At 50.8% G+C, this 18,450-nt stretch carries 16 protein-coding genes; 7 read left to right on the forward strand and 9 right to left on the reverse strand.

Going from position 1 to position 18,450, the window contains the following annotated elements; genetic code table 11:
- Positions 1–108: 108 nt before the first annotated feature.
- The gene (queC, locus tag EDF78_RS06165) at positions 109–807 is read left to right on the forward strand and encodes a 7-cyano-7-deazaguanine synthase QueC (RefSeq protein ID WP_095924957.1); all 699 of its coding nucleotides are present in this window, start codon (positions 109–111) and stop codon (positions 805–807) included.
- Between the two features lie 69 nt (positions 808–876).
- Here queC and EDF78_RS06170 read toward each other — a convergent pair whose 3' ends face one another.
- The 9 genes from EDF78_RS06170 to bolA all read right to left on the reverse strand — a co-directional run bounded on the left by EDF78_RS06170 (position 877) and on the right by bolA (position 11,575).
- Positions 877–1,278, reverse strand: coding sequence for a YbgC/FadM family acyl-CoA thioesterase (locus EDF78_RS06170; RefSeq protein WP_013576634.1), 402 nt, complete (start codon positions 1,276–1,278; stop codon positions 877–879).
- 118 nt (positions 1,279–1,396) lie between these two features.
- Positions 1,397–1,780, reverse strand: a complete 384-nt coding sequence (locus tag EDF78_RS06175) for a helix-hairpin-helix domain-containing protein (RefSeq protein WP_095924956.1) — start codon at positions 1,778–1,780, stop codon at positions 1,397–1,399.
- 139 nt (positions 1,781–1,919) lie between these two features.
- On the reverse strand, positions 1,920–3,800 hold the full coding sequence (gene ppiD / locus EDF78_RS06180) for a peptidylprolyl isomerase (RefSeq protein ID WP_095924955.1): 1,881 nt from the start codon (positions 3,798–3,800) through the stop codon (positions 1,920–1,922).
- Between the two features lie 165 nt (positions 3,801–3,965).
- Positions 3,966–4,241, reverse strand: a complete 276-nt coding sequence (gene hupB / locus EDF78_RS06185; protein WP_013576637.1) for a nucleoid-associated protein HU-beta — start codon at positions 4,239–4,241, stop codon at positions 3,966–3,968.
- A gap of 216 nt (positions 4,242–4,457) precedes the next feature.
- The gene (lon, locus tag EDF78_RS06190) at positions 4,458–6,812 is read right to left on the reverse strand and encodes an endopeptidase La (RefSeq protein WP_095924954.1); all 2,355 of its coding nucleotides are present in this window, start codon (positions 6,810–6,812) and stop codon (positions 4,458–4,460) included.
- 191 nt (positions 6,813–7,003) lie between these two features.
- Positions 7,004–8,278, reverse strand: a complete 1,275-nt coding sequence (gene clpX, locus EDF78_RS06195) for an ATP-dependent protease ATP-binding subunit ClpX (RefSeq protein WP_095924953.1) — start codon at positions 8,276–8,278, stop codon at positions 7,004–7,006.
- Positions 8,279–8,483: 205 nt separating this feature from the next.
- A complete protein-coding gene (clpP, locus tag EDF78_RS06200) occupies positions 8,484–9,107 on the reverse strand; it encodes an ATP-dependent Clp endopeptidase proteolytic subunit ClpP (RefSeq protein WP_056771081.1) in 624 nt (207 codons plus the stop codon).
- A 417-nt stretch (positions 9,108–9,524) separates the two neighbouring features.
- A complete protein-coding gene (gene tig / locus EDF78_RS06205) occupies positions 9,525–10,829 on the reverse strand; it encodes a trigger factor (RefSeq protein WP_095924952.1) in 1,305 nt (434 codons plus the stop codon).
- 431 nt (positions 10,830–11,260) lie between these two features.
- The gene (gene bolA, locus EDF78_RS06215) at positions 11,261–11,575 is read right to left on the reverse strand and encodes a transcriptional regulator BolA (RefSeq protein WP_095924951.1); all 315 of its coding nucleotides are present in this window, start codon (positions 11,573–11,575) and stop codon (positions 11,261–11,263) included.
- Positions 11,576–11,903: 328 nt separating this feature from the next.
- Between bolA and EDF78_RS06220 the strand changes: the two genes are divergently transcribed.
- The 6 genes from EDF78_RS06220 to EDF78_RS06245 all read left to right on the forward strand — a co-directional run bounded on the left by EDF78_RS06220 (position 11,904) and on the right by EDF78_RS06245 (position 18,433).
- Positions 11,904–12,482 (forward strand): lipoprotein, encoded by a 579-nt coding sequence (locus EDF78_RS06220; protein WP_133822740.1) that lies wholly within the window; start codon positions 11,904–11,906, stop codon positions 12,480–12,482.
- Between the two features lie 147 nt (positions 12,483–12,629).
- A complete protein-coding gene (gene ampG, locus EDF78_RS06225; RefSeq protein ID WP_095924949.1) occupies positions 12,630–14,108 on the forward strand; it encodes a muropeptide MFS transporter AmpG in 1,479 nt (492 codons plus the stop codon).
- Positions 14,109–14,542: 434 nt separating this feature from the next.
- Positions 14,543–15,502 (forward strand): cytochrome o ubiquinol oxidase subunit II, encoded by a 960-nt coding sequence (gene cyoA, locus EDF78_RS06230; protein ID WP_095924948.1) that lies wholly within the window; start codon positions 14,543–14,545, stop codon positions 15,500–15,502.
- Between the two features lie 3 nt (positions 15,503–15,505).
- Positions 15,506–17,497, forward strand: a complete 1,992-nt coding sequence (cyoB, locus tag EDF78_RS06235; protein WP_013576646.1) for a cytochrome o ubiquinol oxidase subunit I — start codon at positions 15,506–15,508, stop codon at positions 17,495–17,497.
- Positions 17,487–18,101, forward strand: a complete 615-nt coding sequence (locus EDF78_RS06240; protein ID WP_013576647.1) for a cytochrome o ubiquinol oxidase subunit III — start codon at positions 17,487–17,489, stop codon at positions 18,099–18,101. The genes cyoB and EDF78_RS06240 overlap by 11 nt, the downstream gene beginning before the upstream one ends.
- Positions 18,101–18,433 (forward strand): cytochrome o ubiquinol oxidase subunit IV, encoded by a 333-nt coding sequence (locus tag EDF78_RS06245; RefSeq protein WP_013576648.1) that lies wholly within the window; start codon positions 18,101–18,103, stop codon positions 18,431–18,433. Before EDF78_RS06240 ends, EDF78_RS06245 begins: the two co-directional genes overlap by 1 nt.
- The last annotated feature ends 17 nt before the right edge of the window (positions 18,434–18,450 follow it).

The raw sequence follows: 18,450 nt of genomic DNA on the forward strand, positions 1-18,450 counted from the left end.
GAGCTGTTTCACTACACTCTGGCGATAAAGGAAAGTACCATTAGGGCAGTTTTGCTGCCCTGAGCGCAGTGGATTTCAGTCAATGGTTTTACACAACAGGTAATCAGAATGAAAAGAGCAGTGGTGGTTTTTAGCGGCGGACAAGACTCAACAACCTGTCTGATTCAGGCTCTGAAGCAGTATGACGAAGTCCACTGTGTCACTTTCGATTATGGTCAGCGCCACCGTGCGGAAATTGACATCGCCCAAACGTTGTCAGTGAAACTGGGCGCGCGTGCCCATAAAGTACTGGATGTCGGGTTGCTAAACGAACTGGCGGTCAGCAGCCTGACCCGCGATAACATTCCTGTTCCTAATTTCGGCGACGAAAATAATGGCGGTCTGCCAAGCACGTTCGTTCCCGGCCGTAATATTCTGTTCCTGACACTGGCGGCTATCTATGCGTATCAGATCCAGGCAGAAGCGGTGATCACCGGTGTCTGTGAAACAGATTTCTCCGGCTATCCGGATTGTCGCGATGAATTCGTCAAGGCGCTGAATACGGCGGTTTCACTGGGTCTGGCGCGTGATGTTCGTTTCGAAACACCGCTCATGTGGCTGAATAAAGCCGAGACCTGGGCACTGGCCGATTATTACCAGCAACTGGATTTGGTTCGTCATCAAACGCTGACCTGTTACAACGGTATTGCCGGTGATGGTTGTGGCGAATGTGCTGCCTGTCATTTACGCGCCAATGGTCTGCAACAGTATCAACAGGATAAAACGGGCGTGATGGCCAGCCTGAAGAAGAAAACCGGACTGCGCTGATTAACCCCTTCTGAAGTCAGTGACGGGCGGCTAACACTCCGCCCGTTTTATTCTCTGTGCGCGAAAACATTAATCGTTTTCCAGTTCCAGTTCGCGTAACCGCTCCAGCAATTCTCCCTCCAGCGGCAGTGCTTTTTGTGTACGCAAATCAATACACACGAACGTCAGCGTCGCATCGGCGACCACATCGCCTTCACAGGTAACAACCTGTTCCAGCACACCGCTGCGCCCGTTTAACTGTTGCAGGCTGCTGTCGATGCGCAACACATCGCCCAGCACGGCCGGCTTGCGGTAATTGATATTGATATTCACCACAATGAAAGCAATCTTGTTCTGGCTCATCCACTGGAAACCTGACTGATTATCGAGCCATTCCCAGCGCGCTGTTTCAAGAAACTCCAGATAACGCGCGTTGTTAACGTGCTGATATACATCGATGTGGAAACCGCGAACTTTAATGAACGTATGCATAATCGTTAAAAAACTCCTGATAATCGTCTGAGGCATACAACCAAACTGGTCAGATGTCTTTAGATATTAGCAGAAGAAAACGGCGGCAACCGTTAAGGGATCACCGCCGCGACATCCGTCACAATTTCAGACGGTCCTTGTTACGTTCAAACAGTGCCGCGCCAATTCCCGGCACTTCCCGCAGCTGTTCGATGTCGGTAAATTGCCCCAGTTCTTCACGGTAGCTGACAATGGCCTGCGCCTTTTTCATGCCGACGCCGTTCATGACTTGGGCAAATTCCTCGGCCGTGGCGGTATTAACACTGACCGTACCTTCATCAGTCGCCACCGGCTGTTCCTTTTTCACTTGCGGACCGGCCACTTTGCTGGCCGTTGTCGCCGGCGCAGCCGTCGTGGTTGCCACGGTACTGCTCGCATTCGGTGCCGCCTGCAACATAACCGGCAGAGTAGAAAGCCCCAGCGCGAGAGCCAGTGAGAGTGAAGTAATGCCTAATTTTTTCATGCTGTATCCTCCATGTGTTTGACAGCACGGAGAGAGTGCATCAGGCAGAAAAAGCGAACAATGGGCAACTTTCAGATATGGAAAAGGCCGCGAAAGCGGCCTTTTGTTTGTTGCAACGCGTTGCAAAACTTTGCGGCGTTTACTGGTTTTGTGCAGCAGAACCGTATTTGATTTTCGCTTCCTGACGAAGGTTAGTCAGCAGCGCATCAAAGGTCACGTTTGAGGAGGTCTGTTGCATCTCCTGATTGAAACGTGCGGCATCGGCTTCAGGAATGACACCCGGCGTCACGGCGTTCAGTTTGACCAGCATACTGTTACCTTTGTCGTCCTGAGTCAGACCATACACCGGTTTATCTTTCTGCGGGTGCGGCAGTGCGTAGACGTTTTCTTCGAATGCAGAAGGCTGCTGGCTGCGTTGCACTTTCTGCACGTCGCCAAAGGTCAGACCGGCAGCTTTCATGGCCTCGTCACCTTTACCTTCTTTCAGCGCGGTCAGCAATTTCTCACCGTCCATACGCGCCTGATCCTGTGCCTTGCGGTTTTTCACCAGCGTCGTCACCTGATCCTTCACGTCAGCGAAAGGTTTAACGCCTTCGGCTTTATGTGCATCCACACGAACGACAAACGCACGATCACCATCCACAGTGATGATGTCGGAGTTGCTGCCCGGAGAACCTTCCTGACCAATCAGCCCCCCTTCAAAAATCGCCTGCACAACCGGTTTAAAGTTGATTGCTGCCGGGATTTGATTCTGTGAGAACCAGTCAGTGTGCACCGCTTTCGTACCGGCTACGTCTTCGGCAGTTGCCAGAGATTCGTTGTCATTGGTCGCGGCTTCGCTGACTTTCTGTTGCAACGCGTAGTACGCATCCAGTGACTTCTCTTGCTTAAGCTTGTCAGTGATCGCGTTGCGAACATCAGCTAACGGTTTGACCTGCTCAGGCGTCACGTCATCAAGACGCAGGATGAAGAAACCGCTGTCAGACTTAATCACACCGGAAACCTGACCTTTGGTGGTCAGATTAGCGTTTTTGAATTCTGGCAACGTCGTCTCAGGTTCCATCCAGCCCAGATCACCGCCCTGCTTCGCACTCAGCGTATCGGTCGATTTGGTTTTGGCCAGTTCAGCAAAGTCGGTTCCTTTTTTCAGCTCGGCAACCACGGCGTCAGCATCGGCCTGAGATTTCAGGACGATCACGCTGTAGCGACGGCGTTCAGGCTGGCCGAACTCGCTTTTATGCTGGTCGTAATACGCGCTGATATCCGCATCAGTCACCTCAGTTTTGCCCTGCATCGCCGCCGCATCCATTTCGATGTAGCTGACTTTCACCTGTTCAGGCGTGAGGAAACTGTTTTTGTTCTGGTCGTAGAAGGCCTGCAATTCAGCATCCGTTACCTGCTGTTTAGCGGCTAACGCTGCGGTATCCAGCGTGGCTGTCTGCACGTCACGGCTTTGCAGGATCAACGCACCCAGTGATTTGCTTTCCACTGGCAGAACGAAATCAGACTGGCCGTAGGCTTGCTCAAGCTGCTGACTGATTAGCTGCTGCTTCATTAACTGCGCAAAATTATCGGCGGTGTAACCCATACCCTGGATACTTTGCAGATATTTGGTGTTATCGAAACGGCCATCAGTCTGGAATTGAGGGGTGGCAAAAATCGCGTCTTTGATCTGCTGATCGCTGACGGTGATGCCTAATTTTTTGGAATACTGATCCAGCAAAGTGACGTCAATCAGGTTGCTCAGGGATTCCTGGCGTAACTGCTGCATATAGCCTTCGCTGCCCGCCAGCGCAGAGAATTGATCTCCAAGCTGCTGCTGCAACCGGCTGCGCTGGTTTTGCACTGCCTGTTCCAGCTGAGCACGTCCTATTTCCTGACCATTCACTTTCGCTGCATAGTCGCCTGAACCGCCGATCAGGTAGTTGCCCACCCCTGTCAAAATAAAGGACAGAATAATCAGGGCCAGAATGATTTTGAGCACGACGTGATTGGCGGCCGCGCGTAAATTGTCCATCATAGTGTGGCAACACTCCGCTGTAATAAAAAAAGCGCACCGTTTTCGATGCGCCTTGTATCTTACCTTACCAGCCCGATGACGTCAGGTTATTGTTTAACAACCAGACCTGAGTGAGAAAGCATCAGTGATGCCTGTCACACAGTTTCGACGTCAGTCTGCGGGTAATTAACCGTTAACGGCATCTTTCAGCGCTTTACCTGCACGGAAGCCAGGTACTTTAGCCGCTGCAATACTGATTTCTTTGCCGGTCTGTGGGTTACGACCGGTACGTGCTGAACGCTCACGCACGGAGAAAGTACCGAAACCAACCAGAGCTACTTCATCCCCCGCTTTCAGGGTGTCAGTGACAGATGCAAGAACAGCATCTAAAACACGTCCCGCTGCGGCTTTAGAAATATCAGCACCGGCAGCAATTTTGTCGATCAATTGTGACTTATTCACTCTTATCATCCCCTCTTAAAATTCGTTCATCACGGCGCATTTTCCCTACGGACGTGACCGCGCTGCTGTTATATCAATCTTGTCAGGGCGATGCAAGCGACTGAAAGCAGCCTGAAACCCTCTGACCGTTGACTAACTTAACGGCACAAAAAAAAGCTGGCAAGTGAGATTTCACCTGCCAGCCTGAGTTTTATTCAACTGTGTAAGCCGAAGTCACTATTTTGCCGCCACCGGCAACGCGCCGTAAGCCGGATTTTGCAATGCGATGTTCAAAACATCATCAATGCGTTTAACCGGGTGGATCTCCAGATCTGCCAGCACGTTTGCCGGAATCTCTTCCAGATCACGTTTGTTGTCGTCCGGGATCAGAACCACTTTGATGCCACCACGATGGGCCGCCAGCAGTTTTTCCTTCAGACCACCAATGGGCAGAACCAGACCACGCAGCGTGATTTCACCGGTCATCGCGACATCAGCACGCACCGGGTTACCGGTCAGACAAGACACCAGCGCCGTACACATGGCGATACCCGCACTCGGACCATCTTTCGGCGTTGCCCCTTCCGGTACGTGAACGTGAATATCACGTTTTTCGTAGAAGTCAGGGTTGATGCCCAGTTTGTCCGCACGTGAACGTACCACGGTCAGTGCAGCCTGAATGGATTCCTGCATCACTTCACCCAACGATCCGGTGTAAGTCAGCTTACCTTTGCCCGGTACGCAGGCCGTTTCGATGGTCAGCAATTCACCGCCCACTTCGGTCCACGCCAGACCAGTGACCTGGCCCACACGGTTTTCGGTATCGGCACGGCCATAATCGACCTTCTGCACGCCGAGGAAATCTTTCAGGTTGTCGCCGTTGATTTCAATGTGCTTGATGTCTTTATCCATCAGCAATTGTTTGACTGCTTTTCGGCAAAGTTTAGACAACTCACGTTCTAAACTACGCACACCCGCTTCACGGGTATAGAAACGGATAATGCCGATAATCGCGCTGTCATCAACGGTCAGTTCGTTCTTCTTGAGCGCATTGCGTTCAAGCTGTTTCGGCAACAGATGCTGTTTGGCGATGTTCAGTTTTTCGTCTTCGGTATAACCGGAAAGACGGATCACTTCCATACGGTCCAGCAACGGCGCCGGGATGTTCATCGAGTTCGAGGTCGCCACAAACATCACATCTGACAGATCGTAATCGACTTCCAGATAGTGATCGTTGAACGCCACGTTCTGTTCCGGATCCAGCACTTCCAGCAGAGCAGAAGCCGGATCACCGCGCATATCCGATGACATCTTGTCGATTTCATCGAGCAGGAACAGCGGGTTTTTCACCCCGACTTTAGCCATTTTCTGGATCAGTTTGCCCGGCATGGAACCGATGTAGGTACGACGGTGACCGCGGATTTCCGCTTCATCACGTACGCCACCCAGCGCCATACGCACATACTGACGGCCCGTCGCCCGTGCGATTGACTGACCCAGTGAGGTTTTACCCACACCCGGAGGCCCGACCAGACACAGGATTGGCCCTTTAATTTTGCTGACGCGGCTCTGCACGGCGAGGTATTCCAGAATGCGGTCTTTGACACGCTCCAGACCGTAATGGTCGGTATCCAGAACTTCCTGTGCTTTGCGCAGGTCCTTTTTCACTTTGCTGCGGGCATTCCACGGCACCTGAAGCATCCAGTCGATATAACCACGAACAACCGTGGCTTCGGCGGACATCGGCGACATCATTTTCAGTTTTTGCAGCTCAGCTTCGGTTTTTTCACGCGCATCTTTCGGCATTTTGGCCGCTTCGATTTTGCGTTTCAGCGCCTCATGCTCGTCAGGCGTATCATCCATCTCGCCCAGTTCTTTCTGAATCGCTTTCATTTGCTCATTCAGATAGTACTCGCGCTGGCTTTTTTCCATCTGTTTTTTGACACGATTACGAATGCGTTTCTCAACCTGTAACAGGTCGATTTCCGATTCCATCATCGCCATCAGATATTCCAGACGCTCGGTGATATCAAACATTTCCAGCACGGATTGTTTGTCAGCGAGTTTCAATGGCATATGCGCGGCAATGGTGTCAGCCAGACGTGCAGCATCTTCAATGCTGTTCAGGGACGTCAGCACTTCCGGCGGGATTTTTTTGTTCAGTTTGATGTAGCCTTCAAACTGATTAATCGCCGTACGCACCAGAACTTCCTGCTCGCGTTCATCCACGGCCGGAGATTCAAGGTATTCCGCCTGGGCAGCAAAATGCTCGCCACTGTCGGAAAGTGTCGTAATGCGCGCGCGTTGTAACCCTTCCACCAGCACTTTGACCGTGCCGTCCGGGAGCTTCAGCATTTGTAATATTGAGGCAACCGTACCCACGGAGAAGAGATCATTAACGCCCGGCTCATCTGTTGAGGCTTCTTTCTGCGCCACCAGCATGATTTTTTTGTCGTGATCCATCGCGGCTTCGAGGCACCGAATCGATTTTTCCCTGCCAACAAACAACGGGATCACCATGTGCGGATAAACCACCACATCGCGCAGAGGCAATACGGGGATTTCTATGCGTTCAGAACGCTCAGGGTTCATAGAGCTCTCTCTTAGTTTAGCTTCCGCCAGGTTAAGGAAATCTCGTGAAACACGAGTCAGACGGGTTTCAGCAAGTCGTTAACTGAGTATATGGGGATGAATGTCTGACATTCAACGATAAGAATGTGCGAAAAAAAAATGGGGGACTAAATCCCCCATTTCGTGGCTAACTCTCTGGATAGATTGGCTAATTATTCGCCAGATGCCTGTTGAGCTTCCGGTTTGCCATAAATCATCAGAGGTTCTGACTGACCCGCAATCACGGATTCATCAATTACCACTTTCTCGACATCTTCGAGAGACGGCAGATCATACATCGTGTCCAGCAATGCGGCTTCTACGATCGAACGCAGACCACGGGCACCGGTTTTACGGACCATGGCTTTTTTGGCGATCGCCGTCAGCGCTTCATCACGGAATTCCAGTTCAACGCCTTCCAGATTGAACAATGCCTGATATTGCTTAGTCAGGGCATTTTTCGGCTCTTTCAGAATTTGAATCAGTGCTTCTTCGTTCAGTTCACTCAGGGTCGCGACCACTGGCAGACGACCGATGAACTCAGGGATCAGACCAAACTTGATCAAATCTTCTGGCTCAGCTTGCGCAAGTAACTGACCTTCCGTCGCTTTCTGCTCTTTGCCTTTCACTTCAGCACCGAAACCGATGCCGGTATTCGTGTTGATACGCTGACCAATCACTTTATCCAGACCGGCAAACGCGCCGCCACAGATAAACAGGATTTTCGACGTATCAACCTGCAGGAATTCCTGCTGCGGGTGCTTACGTCCACCTTGCGGAGGAACGGCAGCCACGGTGCCTTCAATCAGTTTCAGCAGCGCCTGCTGGACACCTTCACCGGACACATCACGGGTGATCGATGGGTTGTCAGACTTGCGGGAAATCTTGTCGATTTCATCAATATAAACAATACCGCGTTGCGCTTTCTGAACGTCGTAATCACATTTCTGCAGCAGTTTCTGAATGATGTTTTCAACGTCTTCACCCACATAACCGGCTTCGGTCAGCGTGGTGGCATCGGCCATCGTGAAGGGCACATCCAGGAAACGCGCCAGGGTTTCAGCCAGCAGCGTTTTACCGCTACCGGTCGGCCCGATCAGCAGAATGTTGCTCTTGCCTAATTCGATACCGTTGCTGGTATCGCCATTACGCAGGCGCTTGTAGTGGTTGTAGACCGCCACGGCCAGCACTTTCTTCGCCGGTTCCTGACCGATAACATAATCGTCAAGGTGCTGACGAATTTCATGCGGCGTCGGTAAGGCACTGCGTTCACGGTGTGGCGCGACTTCTTTGATCTCTTCGCGAATAATGTCATTACATAAGTCGACACATTCATCGCAGATATACACTGACGGCCCGGCAATCAGCTTACGCACTTCATGCTGGCTTTTGCCGCAAAAAGAGCAGTACAGCAGCTTTCCTGAACCGTCTTTGCGCTTATCTGTCATCAGTAAACCTCTTCTCTAGTATCAGTCCCGCAGCGTAACAATAACACCACGGCACGACCATATTACACAACAGCCGCATGGTTGGCTGATGTCTGTTCATTCCTGTTATTACTCATTGCTGGCAGAGCCATCAGGATCCAAGCTCTGCCTCTGAGACGTCCGTATGAGTATAACTATAGACCATCAGCCCGGCAGAAATAAGCCGTCAGGCGCGATGGGTAAATACGGAGTCCACTAAACCGTACTGTACAGCCTCATCAGCAGACAGGAAACGGTCGCGCTCAGTGTCACGCTCTATTTCTTCAAGAGTTTTGCCCGTATGTTTCGCCATCAGCTCATTCATACGAGATTTCACTTTCAGGATTTCTTTGGCGTGGATCTCAATATCCGTCGCCTGACCCTGGAAACCACCCAGTGGCTGGTGGATCATCACCCGTGAATTCGGCAGACAGAAGCGTTTGCCTTCTGCGCCAGCGGTCAACAGGAATGCCCCCATTGAACATGCCTGCCCCATACAAATGGTGCTGACATCCGGTTTGATGAACTGCATGGTGTCGTAAATCGACATCCCGGCAGTGATCACGCCACCTGGTGAGTTGATGTACAGGTAAATGTCTTTTTCCGGGCTCTCTGCTTCCAGGAACAGCATCTGGGCAACAATCAGGTTAGCCATATGGTCTTCAACCTGGCCGGTCAGGAAGATGATACGTTCCTTAAGCAGACGGGAGAAGATGTCGTATGAACGCTCGCCCCGTGAAGTTTGCTCAACCACCATGGGTACCAACGCCATGTTTGGTGCAAATTGCTCTCTTTCACCACTGTATGACATAACCGTCTCCTAATAGATTCTGTTTGGCGCTCTTTAAAACCGATTCTACTTGAGATAGGCACACATGACTATGCTCAAGCGGCCAAGTCGCCATTTACACGCCTGACGGTCTTTATCAGTCAGATTTTAACTACAAATTTACCTGGGATCGTTCTTATCAATTGGGGGATTTAGCCCCCTTTTTCAAGCCTGCCGGGATATTTCTTTTTCATACACTCCCCAAAATAGCGAGATACGCCATATTGAGGGGGTCAGTGAACGGTTTCTACGTGGGCTGTGCCTTATAGTGATAAATATAGTGCAAAAACAACAGCCAAAAACAAAAAATACCTGATTTTCAGGAAATAAAAAGCCCGCAGTAAAAACTGCGGGCTTGGGAAGCAAACCTGTAAACAGGTTCAGCAACGTGCAAATCAATTATGCAGGTTGAGTCTGGTTCATCAGTTCAGTAAAGGTCGTGGCTTTTTCAGTCACTTTTGCTTTAGACAACAGAGTTTCGACCGCTTGTTCTTCCAGCGCGACGTTACGCATGTTGTTCATCAGCTCTTTATTTTTGCTGTAGAACTCAACAACTTCCTGTGGATCTTCGTACGCAGAAGCCATTTCTTCGATCAGCGCTTTAACGCGATCTTCATCAGCTTTCAGTTCGTGCTGGCTGATCACTTCACCCAGCAGCAGACCTACAACGACGCGACGTTTAGCTTGCTCTTCGAACAATTCGCGTGGCAGTTCCAGCGCTTGTTTTTCGTTGCCGCCAAAACGTTGTGCAGCCTGACGACGCAGCACATCAATTTCGCCGTCGATCAGTGCAGATGGCACGTCGATTTCGTTAGCGCTGACCAGACCGTCGATAGCCTGAGTTTTGATGCGGTTACGAACAGCACCTTTCAGTTCGCGCTCCATGTTTTTACGCACTTCAGCACGCAGACCTTCAACAGACCCATCAGCCACGCCGAAACGTTTGATGAATTCAGGTGTCAGTTCTGGCAGTTCACGCACTTCAACTTTCTTCAAAGTAATCGCGAACTTAGCCGCTTTACCTTTCAGATTTTCAGCGTGGTAATCTTCAGGGAAGTTTACGTCGATGGTGAATTCTTCACCGGCTTTGTGACCGACCAGACCTTCTTCGAAGCCTGGGATCATGCGGCCCTGGCCCATAGCCAGTACGAAATCAGAGGCTTTACCGCCTTCGAATTCTTCACCGTCGATAGAACCGGAGAAATCAACGGTCACGCGATCTTCAGCAGTCGCTGCAGCGTCAGTTTCTTTCCAGTCAGCTTGTTGCTTACGCAGAGTTTCCAGCATGGTATCAACATCAGCGTCGTTCACTTCAACGACAGGTTTTTCAACTTCGATGTTTTCCAGATCTTTCAGCTCAACTTCCGGGTACACTTCAAATTCTACGGAGAAGTTGAAGTCTTCACCCTGCTTGTACTCACCTGGGATGTAGTTAGGTGCGCCAGCTGGATTGATTTTTTCTTTGATGATCGCATCAACGAAATTGCGTTGCATCAGATCACCCAGTACGTCCTGACGTACTGACGCGCCGTAACGCTGTTCGATGATGTGGCTTGGTACTTTGCCTTTACGGAAGCCGTCAATACGTACTTTTTTAGAGACGTTGATCAGTTCACTGCTCACTGCTTTTTCAATGCTTTCAGCAGGAACAGTAATCGTTACGCGGCGCCCAAGGCCTTGAGTGGTTTCAACAGAAACTTGCATCTTGTTACCTCAAAAAAAAATCACAGTGCTCGGTCAACTCCAGAAGTCGTTCTCAAGATGAGCGCAAACTTACCTTGAAAACGACTTCTAAGAACCGGGACAGTTCTGTATCAGAACGTAGCCCTGTATTCGAGAGCGTCCGAAACCATTCCGGAAAAATTAGACGCGACATTATAGCGGCGCATGGGCATTGAGTCGAGGACGGTATCTGTTGCGCGGGAGGAAACTCACACGGGACTCGATCCTTCGAAAAATGCGGCCATTCAGAGGCATAAACCTCTTACCGTCAGTCCGTCAGAAGAAAAACAAAAACGGCCCGCAGGCCGTTTCTTGAAATTCGCATCTACTAATACCGCATTAGACAAGGAAAGTTCCAGTGTTACCGTGTCAAACGGCGATATTTATGCCTTTTGTGAAACAGATCGCGACGATCAGGCCAACGTGCCTGCGCCGCGACAAGGTGGAGAGGCCGGAACCGTGTCCTGTAAGCCTTCCCATTCTTTCAGGGTGTAAGTATGCAATGCCAGAGCATGCACGCTGCCAGCCAGCTCTTCGGTTAATCTCCCATAGATGGCGCGATGGCGCGCCAGGAAACGTTCCCCGATAAACTTATCGGACACCATGACCACTTTAAAATGGCTCTCGGAGCCTGCCGGGACATTATGACGATAGCTTTCGTCAGTCACTTCCAGAAACGCAGGTTCGAATGCCTCAACTAATTTTGCTTCTATTTGCTCACGAATCATAGCAATCTCCTTACACCGCATCAGCAGAGAACTGCGCCTGTCTGGTACACCTATCTCTTTATAATGATAGGCTGCTTTCCAGATTCTTCGCACGCCAGAACAATAAATTTCTGCTGCGGATTGATAAAAATGCCGCTCAGTCTGTCAAAGAAAGTGCCGCTTCGCTACGGCTGACCGCAGCGGCCTGCAGCTTTACTGCGACTTTGCTGAAAAAAAACGCGAAAAACACGCTTTTCCAGATTGTTTGGACTTCCCCCAGCAAATGGCAATGTTATGATGTCGGCAAATTTTTGAGCACTATTCCCTTATTAATATTGAGAAAATACACATGCTGAAGAAAATTCTATTCCCTGTGCTGGCCATGTTCATGCTGGCCGGTTGCGCCACCAGCACCAACACCCTGGACGTTTCGCCGAAAATTGTCCTGCCTTCACAGGACCCTACCCTGCAGGGCATCACCATCAGCATCAACGGTGCTGACCAGCGTCAGGATCAGGCACTGGCAAAAGTGAACCGCGACGGTCAGCTGATTTCCCTGACGCCATCACGCGATCTGCGTTTCCTGTTGCAGGAATCTCTGGAAAAACAAATGACCGCCCGTGGCTATATGATCGGTGCTGACGGTGCAGTCGATCTGCAAATCGTCGTGAACAACCTGTATGCAGACGTTCAGGAAGGCAATCTGCGTTACAACATCACCACCAAAGCCGATATCTCCATCATCGCGTCGGCTAAAAACGGCAGCAAGCAGGTGAAAAACTACCGCTCGACGTATAACGTTCAGGGCGCGCTGTCTGCAACTAACGCCAAAATCACCAACGCGGTTAACACCACGCTGGGCGATGTCATCAGTGACATGGCGTCAGACACCAGCATCAGTGACTTCATTAAAGCGAACGCCCATTAAGTTCGGCTGAAGTTTGCATGATGAATTCTGCCCGGCTCGTCCGGGCAGAATGCTTTTTAAGCCAGTGATTCGCTTTCCCGACCTGTCTCCCTTCCTTTATTATGCGTATGCGTCACTCTCTCACCGGTTCGCAGGAACACAATCTTCATGATCAGTCAGTACTTTAAAATTTTCACGCAACGCAATACGGTCATTTTACTGCTTCTTGGCTTCGCTTCCGGTTTACCTCTGGCGCTGACCTCCGGCACATTGCAGGCGTGGATGACGGTCGAAAATGTCGATCTGAAAACCATCGGCATTTTTTCGCTGGTGGGTCAGGCTTATGTGTTCAAGTTCCTGTGGTCGCCGATGATGGACCGCTACACGCCCTCTTTTCTCGGACGCCGTCGCGGCTGGCTGATCCTGACGCAGTTGTTACTGGTCGTGGCGATTTTCGCCATGGGATTCATGGATCCGTCAAAAGACTTATTCTGGCTGGCGGCACTGGCCGTGCTGATTGCCTTCGCCTCGGCGTCGCAGGACATCGTTTTCGACGCCTATAAAACCGATTTACTGCCCCCGGAAGAACGCGGAAACGGGGCTGCCGTCTCGGTACTGGGTTACCGTCTGGCGATGCTGGTTTCGGGCGGACTGGCGTTATGGCTGGCTGACCGTTACCTCGGCTGGCAGCACATGTACTGGCTGATGGCCGTGTTAATGCTGATGGGCGTTTTCGCCACCCTGCTGTCACCGGAGCCGGAAAACTCGCAACCTGCGCCGCGTACTATTGAAATGGCCGTCGTCGCACCGCTAAAAGACTTTTTTGGCCGTAACAATGCCTGGCTGATTTTGCTGCTGATCGTGATGTACAAAATGGGCGACGCCTTTGCGGGCAGCCTGAGCACCACATTTTTAATCCGTGGCGTCGGGTTTGATGCCGGGGAAGTGGGACTGGTGAACAAAACACTGGGGCTGATGGCGACCATCATCGGCGCATTGTTTGGCGGCATGTTAATGCAGCGGCTGAGTCTGTTCCGCGCATTAATGCTGTTTGGCATTTTGCAGGCCGTGTCCAATGCGGGTTATTGGATCCTCGCCATCACCGATAAAGATTTAACCACCATGGGCGCGGCGATTTTCTTCGAAAACTTGTGCGGCGGGATGGGGACGGCGGCGTTCGTGGCGTTACTGATGACGTTATGTAACCGTTCATTCTCTGCCACCCAGTTCGCCCTGCTCTCCGCGCTGTCTGCCGTGGGCCGCGTGTACGTCGGGCCGATTGCCGGATGGTTTGTGGAAGCCTATGGCTGGCCGTGGTTTTACCTTTTCTCGATTGTGGCGGCCATTCCCGGATTGTTTCTGCTGGCGGTTTGCCGTCAGACGCTGGAATACACTCAGAAAACCGACAGTTTCCTGCCGCGCATCCACTTCGCCACCCCGTATCGCTGGGCGTTACGTTGCATGATGACGGGCAGCTTGCTGCTGGTGCTCTGGCTGCTTACCCTGGTTGTGGACAGCCTTGGCTGGGCGTCATGGCAAAGTCTGGCCACGGCATTGCTTGAAACGGGCGCATTGATTTGTCTTGCTGGTGTTATTTTAGGCAGTCTGCTCGACTTTTTATCACTGCGGCGGACCGCACGTTCCTGATTTATCGCCATTCATGTGAAAATGAATGGCGCATTCGATTTAACAAATGATCTATAAATATCGCTCACTAAATTAAATTCAGAAAAAATAATATTTTCCGCGATGATTTTTCTTTCGCGCTTACGGTGCATTTTATTTCACCTGATTTCTACATTAATTTAACATTAATTAAACCTATCGATGAGATAACGAACGACAATAATAATGTCAAAATCTGTCACCCCTTGTTTTTCATCACTATAGAAAAAAATCTATACGCAACATATTGTTGCCCACTGTAAATTGTCACGATCCGTGACATGTGTGACTGCGTTAACATAAAGTGTCAACAGCGCTTTGACACTTGTTTAAGCGTGTTTACAGTCCTGCAACCTTCCCGTAAAATGCCCGCACACCTGAAGCGACAATAGAGCCCTAGTTATTGAGGTCGTTAGATGAGACTTAAGAAATACAATAAAAGTATTGGGATGTTGTCCTTATTTGCCTCCGCGGTAATGTTGAGCGGTTGCAATACGGCATTGATGGATCCCAAGGGAGCAATTGGACTTGAGCAGAGAACGCTGATTTTAACGGCGATCGGTTTAATGCTGATCGTTGTTATACCAGTTATTATCATGGCGTTTGCCTTTGCGTGGAAGTATCGTGCTTCCAACACAAAAGCAAAATACAGTCCTGATTGGTCCCACTCCAACAAAATTGAAGCCGTCGTCTGGACAGTTCCAATTATTATCATTGCCATTCTGGCAACGATTACCTGGAAAACCACCCACTCGCTTGATCCGTTCAAGCCTATCGTGACTGACGAAAAACCGATGACGGTTGAAGTCGTTTCTCTGGACTGGAAATGGTTGTTCATTTATCCGGAACAGGGCATCGCGACCGTTAACGAACTCGTCATTCCTAAAGATGTGCCGGTTCAGTTCAAAGTCACTTCAGACTCTGTGATGAACTCGTTCTTTATTCCTCAGTTAGGCGGGCAGATTTATGCGATGGCCGGTATGCAAACTCAGCTGCATTTGATTGCAAATGAAGCGGGTACGTATAAAGGCATCTCAGCAAGCTTCAGCGGCCGCGGCTTCTCAGGTATGAAATTCAACACAATTGCGACTCCAACCCGTGCCGATTTCGACACCTGGGTAGCGAAAGTGAAAAGCGCACCGAACCAGCTGGCCACCACTGATGACTTTAACAAACTGGCTGCACAGAGTATCGACAACCCGGTCGAATACTTCTCTGTTGCAAAACCAGGCCTGTTCAAAGAAATCATTGGCAAATACTCCATGCATGACATGAAGGCAGCGCCAGAAGGTCACACCATGCCAATGCCTGCTGGCAGCGACATGAAAGGCATGGATATGGGTGGACAGTCTCACGCAGCCGGAGCCGAGGAATAAACGATGTTCGGAAAATTAACGCTTGATTCGGTTCCGTATCATGAACCGATTATCATGGTCACAGTTGCCGCGATTATTATCGGTGGCCTGGCAGTGGTTGCCGGCATCACCTATTTCGGTAAGTGGAAGTATCTGTGGACCGAGTGGCTGACCTCCGTCGACCACAAAAAATTAGGTATCATGTATATCATTCTGGCTTTCGTCATGCTTCTGCGTGGCTTTGCCGATGCGATCATGATGCGTAGCCAGCAGGTGCTTGCCTCTGCGGGCGAGCCGGGCTTCCTCCCTCCTCATCACTACGACCAAATCTTTACCGCGCACGGCGTGATCATGATCTTCTTCATGGCGATGCCGTTCGTAATCGGTCTGATGAACGTGGTTGTTCCTTTGCAAATCGGTGCACGCGACGTTGCGTTCCCGTTCCTGAACAACGTGAGCTTCTGGTTTACCGCTGCTGCGGTTGTATTGATCAACATCTCTCTGGGTGTCGGTGAATTCGCGCAGACCGGCTGGTTGGCCTATCCGCCACTGTCAGGTAAGGAATACAGTCCGGGGGTCGGGGTAGATTACTGGATCTGGAGTCTCCAGATATCCGGTGTCGGGACCTTGCTGACCGGTGTTAACTTCTTTGCGACCATCCTGAAGATGCGCGCTCCTGGTATGCCGCTGATGAAAATGCCGGTATTTACCTGGGCCGCACTGTGCACCAACGTGTTGATTATCGTGTCTTTCCCGATTCTGACCGTCACTGTTGCACTGCTGACTTTAGACCGTTATCTGGGCACCCATTTCTTCACGAATGATATGGGCGGCAACATGATGATGTACATCAACCTGATTTGGGCCTGGGGCCATCCGGAAGTGTACATTTTGGTTCTGCCAGTCTTTGGTGTGTTCTCAGAAGTTACCGCAACCTTCTCCAAAAAACGTCTGTTCGGTTACACCTCGCTGGTATGGGCAACCATCGCCATCACCGTGTTGTCGTTCATCGTTTGGTTGCACCACTTCTTCACCATGGGTTCAGGCGCAAACGTCAATGCCTTCTTCGGCATCATGACGATGATCATTTCTATCCCGACCGGGGTAAAAATCTTCAACTGGCTGTTCACCATGTATCAGGGTCGTATCACGCTGAACGCAGCCATGCTGTGGACCGTTGGCTTCATCATCACCTTCTCTGTGGGTGGGATGACCGGGGTTCTGCTGGCGGTGCCGGGTGCTGACTTCGTGCTGCACAACAGCCTGTTCCTGATTGCCCACTTCCACAACGTCATCATCGGTGGTGTGGTCTTCGGTTGCTTCGCGGGTCTGACTTACTGGTTCCCTAAATCCTTCGGCTTCACGCTGAACGAAAAATGGGGTGTGCGTTCATTCTGGTTCTGGATCATCGGCTTCTTCGTTGCGTTCATGCCACTGTACGTACTGGGCTTCATGGGCATGACCCGTCGTGTCAGCCAGAACATCGATCCTGAGTTCCACCCGCTGCTGGTTGTTGCGGCATGCGGTGCTGCACTGATTGCCTGCGGTATCCTCTGCCAGCTGATCATGATCTTCGTTTCCGTTCGCGACCGCGACCAGAACCGTGATCTGACCGGTGACCCATGGGGCGCACGTACTCTGGAGTGGTCAACTTCTTCTCCTCCTCCGTTCTACAACTTCGCTATCGTGCCGCAAATTCACGACCGTGATGAGTTCTGGGACATGAAAGAGAAAGGTACCGCTTACAAGCAGCCTGCTAAATATGAACCGATTCATATGCCACGTAACAGCGGCGCCGGTTTCATCATCGCTATGCTGAGTCTGGTTTGTGGTTTCGCCTTAATCTGGGATATCTGGTGGCTGGCAGCAGTGAGCTTCATTGCCCTGGCTGCGACCTGGATTGCGAAAAGCTTCGACGAAGATGTTGATTACTACGTGCCAGTTGAAGAAGTGGAACGTATTGAAAACCAACATTATGAACAAATCCGTAAAGCAGGTGTGAAACATGGCAACTGATACTCTGACTCACCACGATGAGGCCCATGCTGAGCATGGGCACCACGATGCAGGTGCAACCAAAGTCTTCGGCTTCTGGATCTACCTGATGAGTGACTGCATTTTGTTCGCGAGCCTGTTCGCAACCTATGCAGTACTGGTAAACGGGACCGCTGGCGGTCCCTCTGGTAAAGACATTTTTGAACTGCCGTTCGTGCTGGTAGAAACCTTCTGCCTGCTGTTCAGTAGTATCACTTACGGCTTTGCGATGCTGGGCATGAACAAAGGCAACAAAGCTGCGGTTAACGGCTGGTTGTTCCTGACTTTCCTGTTCGGTTTAGGCTTCATCGGGATGGAACTCTATGAATTCCATCACCTGATTGCTGAAGGCTATGGCCCGCAGCGCAGTGGTTTCCTGTCTGGCTTCTTTGCGCTGGTCGCCACCCACGGTCTGCACGTGACCTGTGGTCTGATTTGGATCCTGACCATGATGGTTCAGGTTTCACGTCGCGGTCTGACTGAAGTCAACAAAACCCGTCTGATGTGTCTGAGCCTCTTCTGGCACTTCCTGGACGTGGTGTGGATCTGCGTGTTTACCGTTGTTTATCTGATGGGAGCGATGTAATGAGTCATTCTGCTACTTCCCATGGTGGCGCAAGCCACGGCAGCCTGAAGTCATACGCGATTGGCTTCATCTTGTCGGTTATCCTGACGGTGATCCCGTTTGCCATGGTCATGACCGACACGGCATCACATTCACTGATCCTGGGTACCGTGGTTGCGTCCGCAATCATCCAGATCGTTGTCCATCTGGTGTTCTTCCTGCACATGAATACGTCGTCGGAAGAGCGCTGGAACCTGGTGGCACTTCTGTTCACCGCTGTGATTATCTTTATCGTCGTTGTGGGCTCATTGTGGATTATGTATAACCTCAACCTCAATATGATGGTCAGTTAAAGAGCCGAGTTGCACGT

Source organism: Rahnella sp. BIGb0236 (assembly GCF_004364755.1).
Classification (GTDB): domain Bacteria; phylum Pseudomonadota; class Gammaproteobacteria; order Enterobacterales; family Enterobacteriaceae; genus Rahnella; species Rahnella victoriana.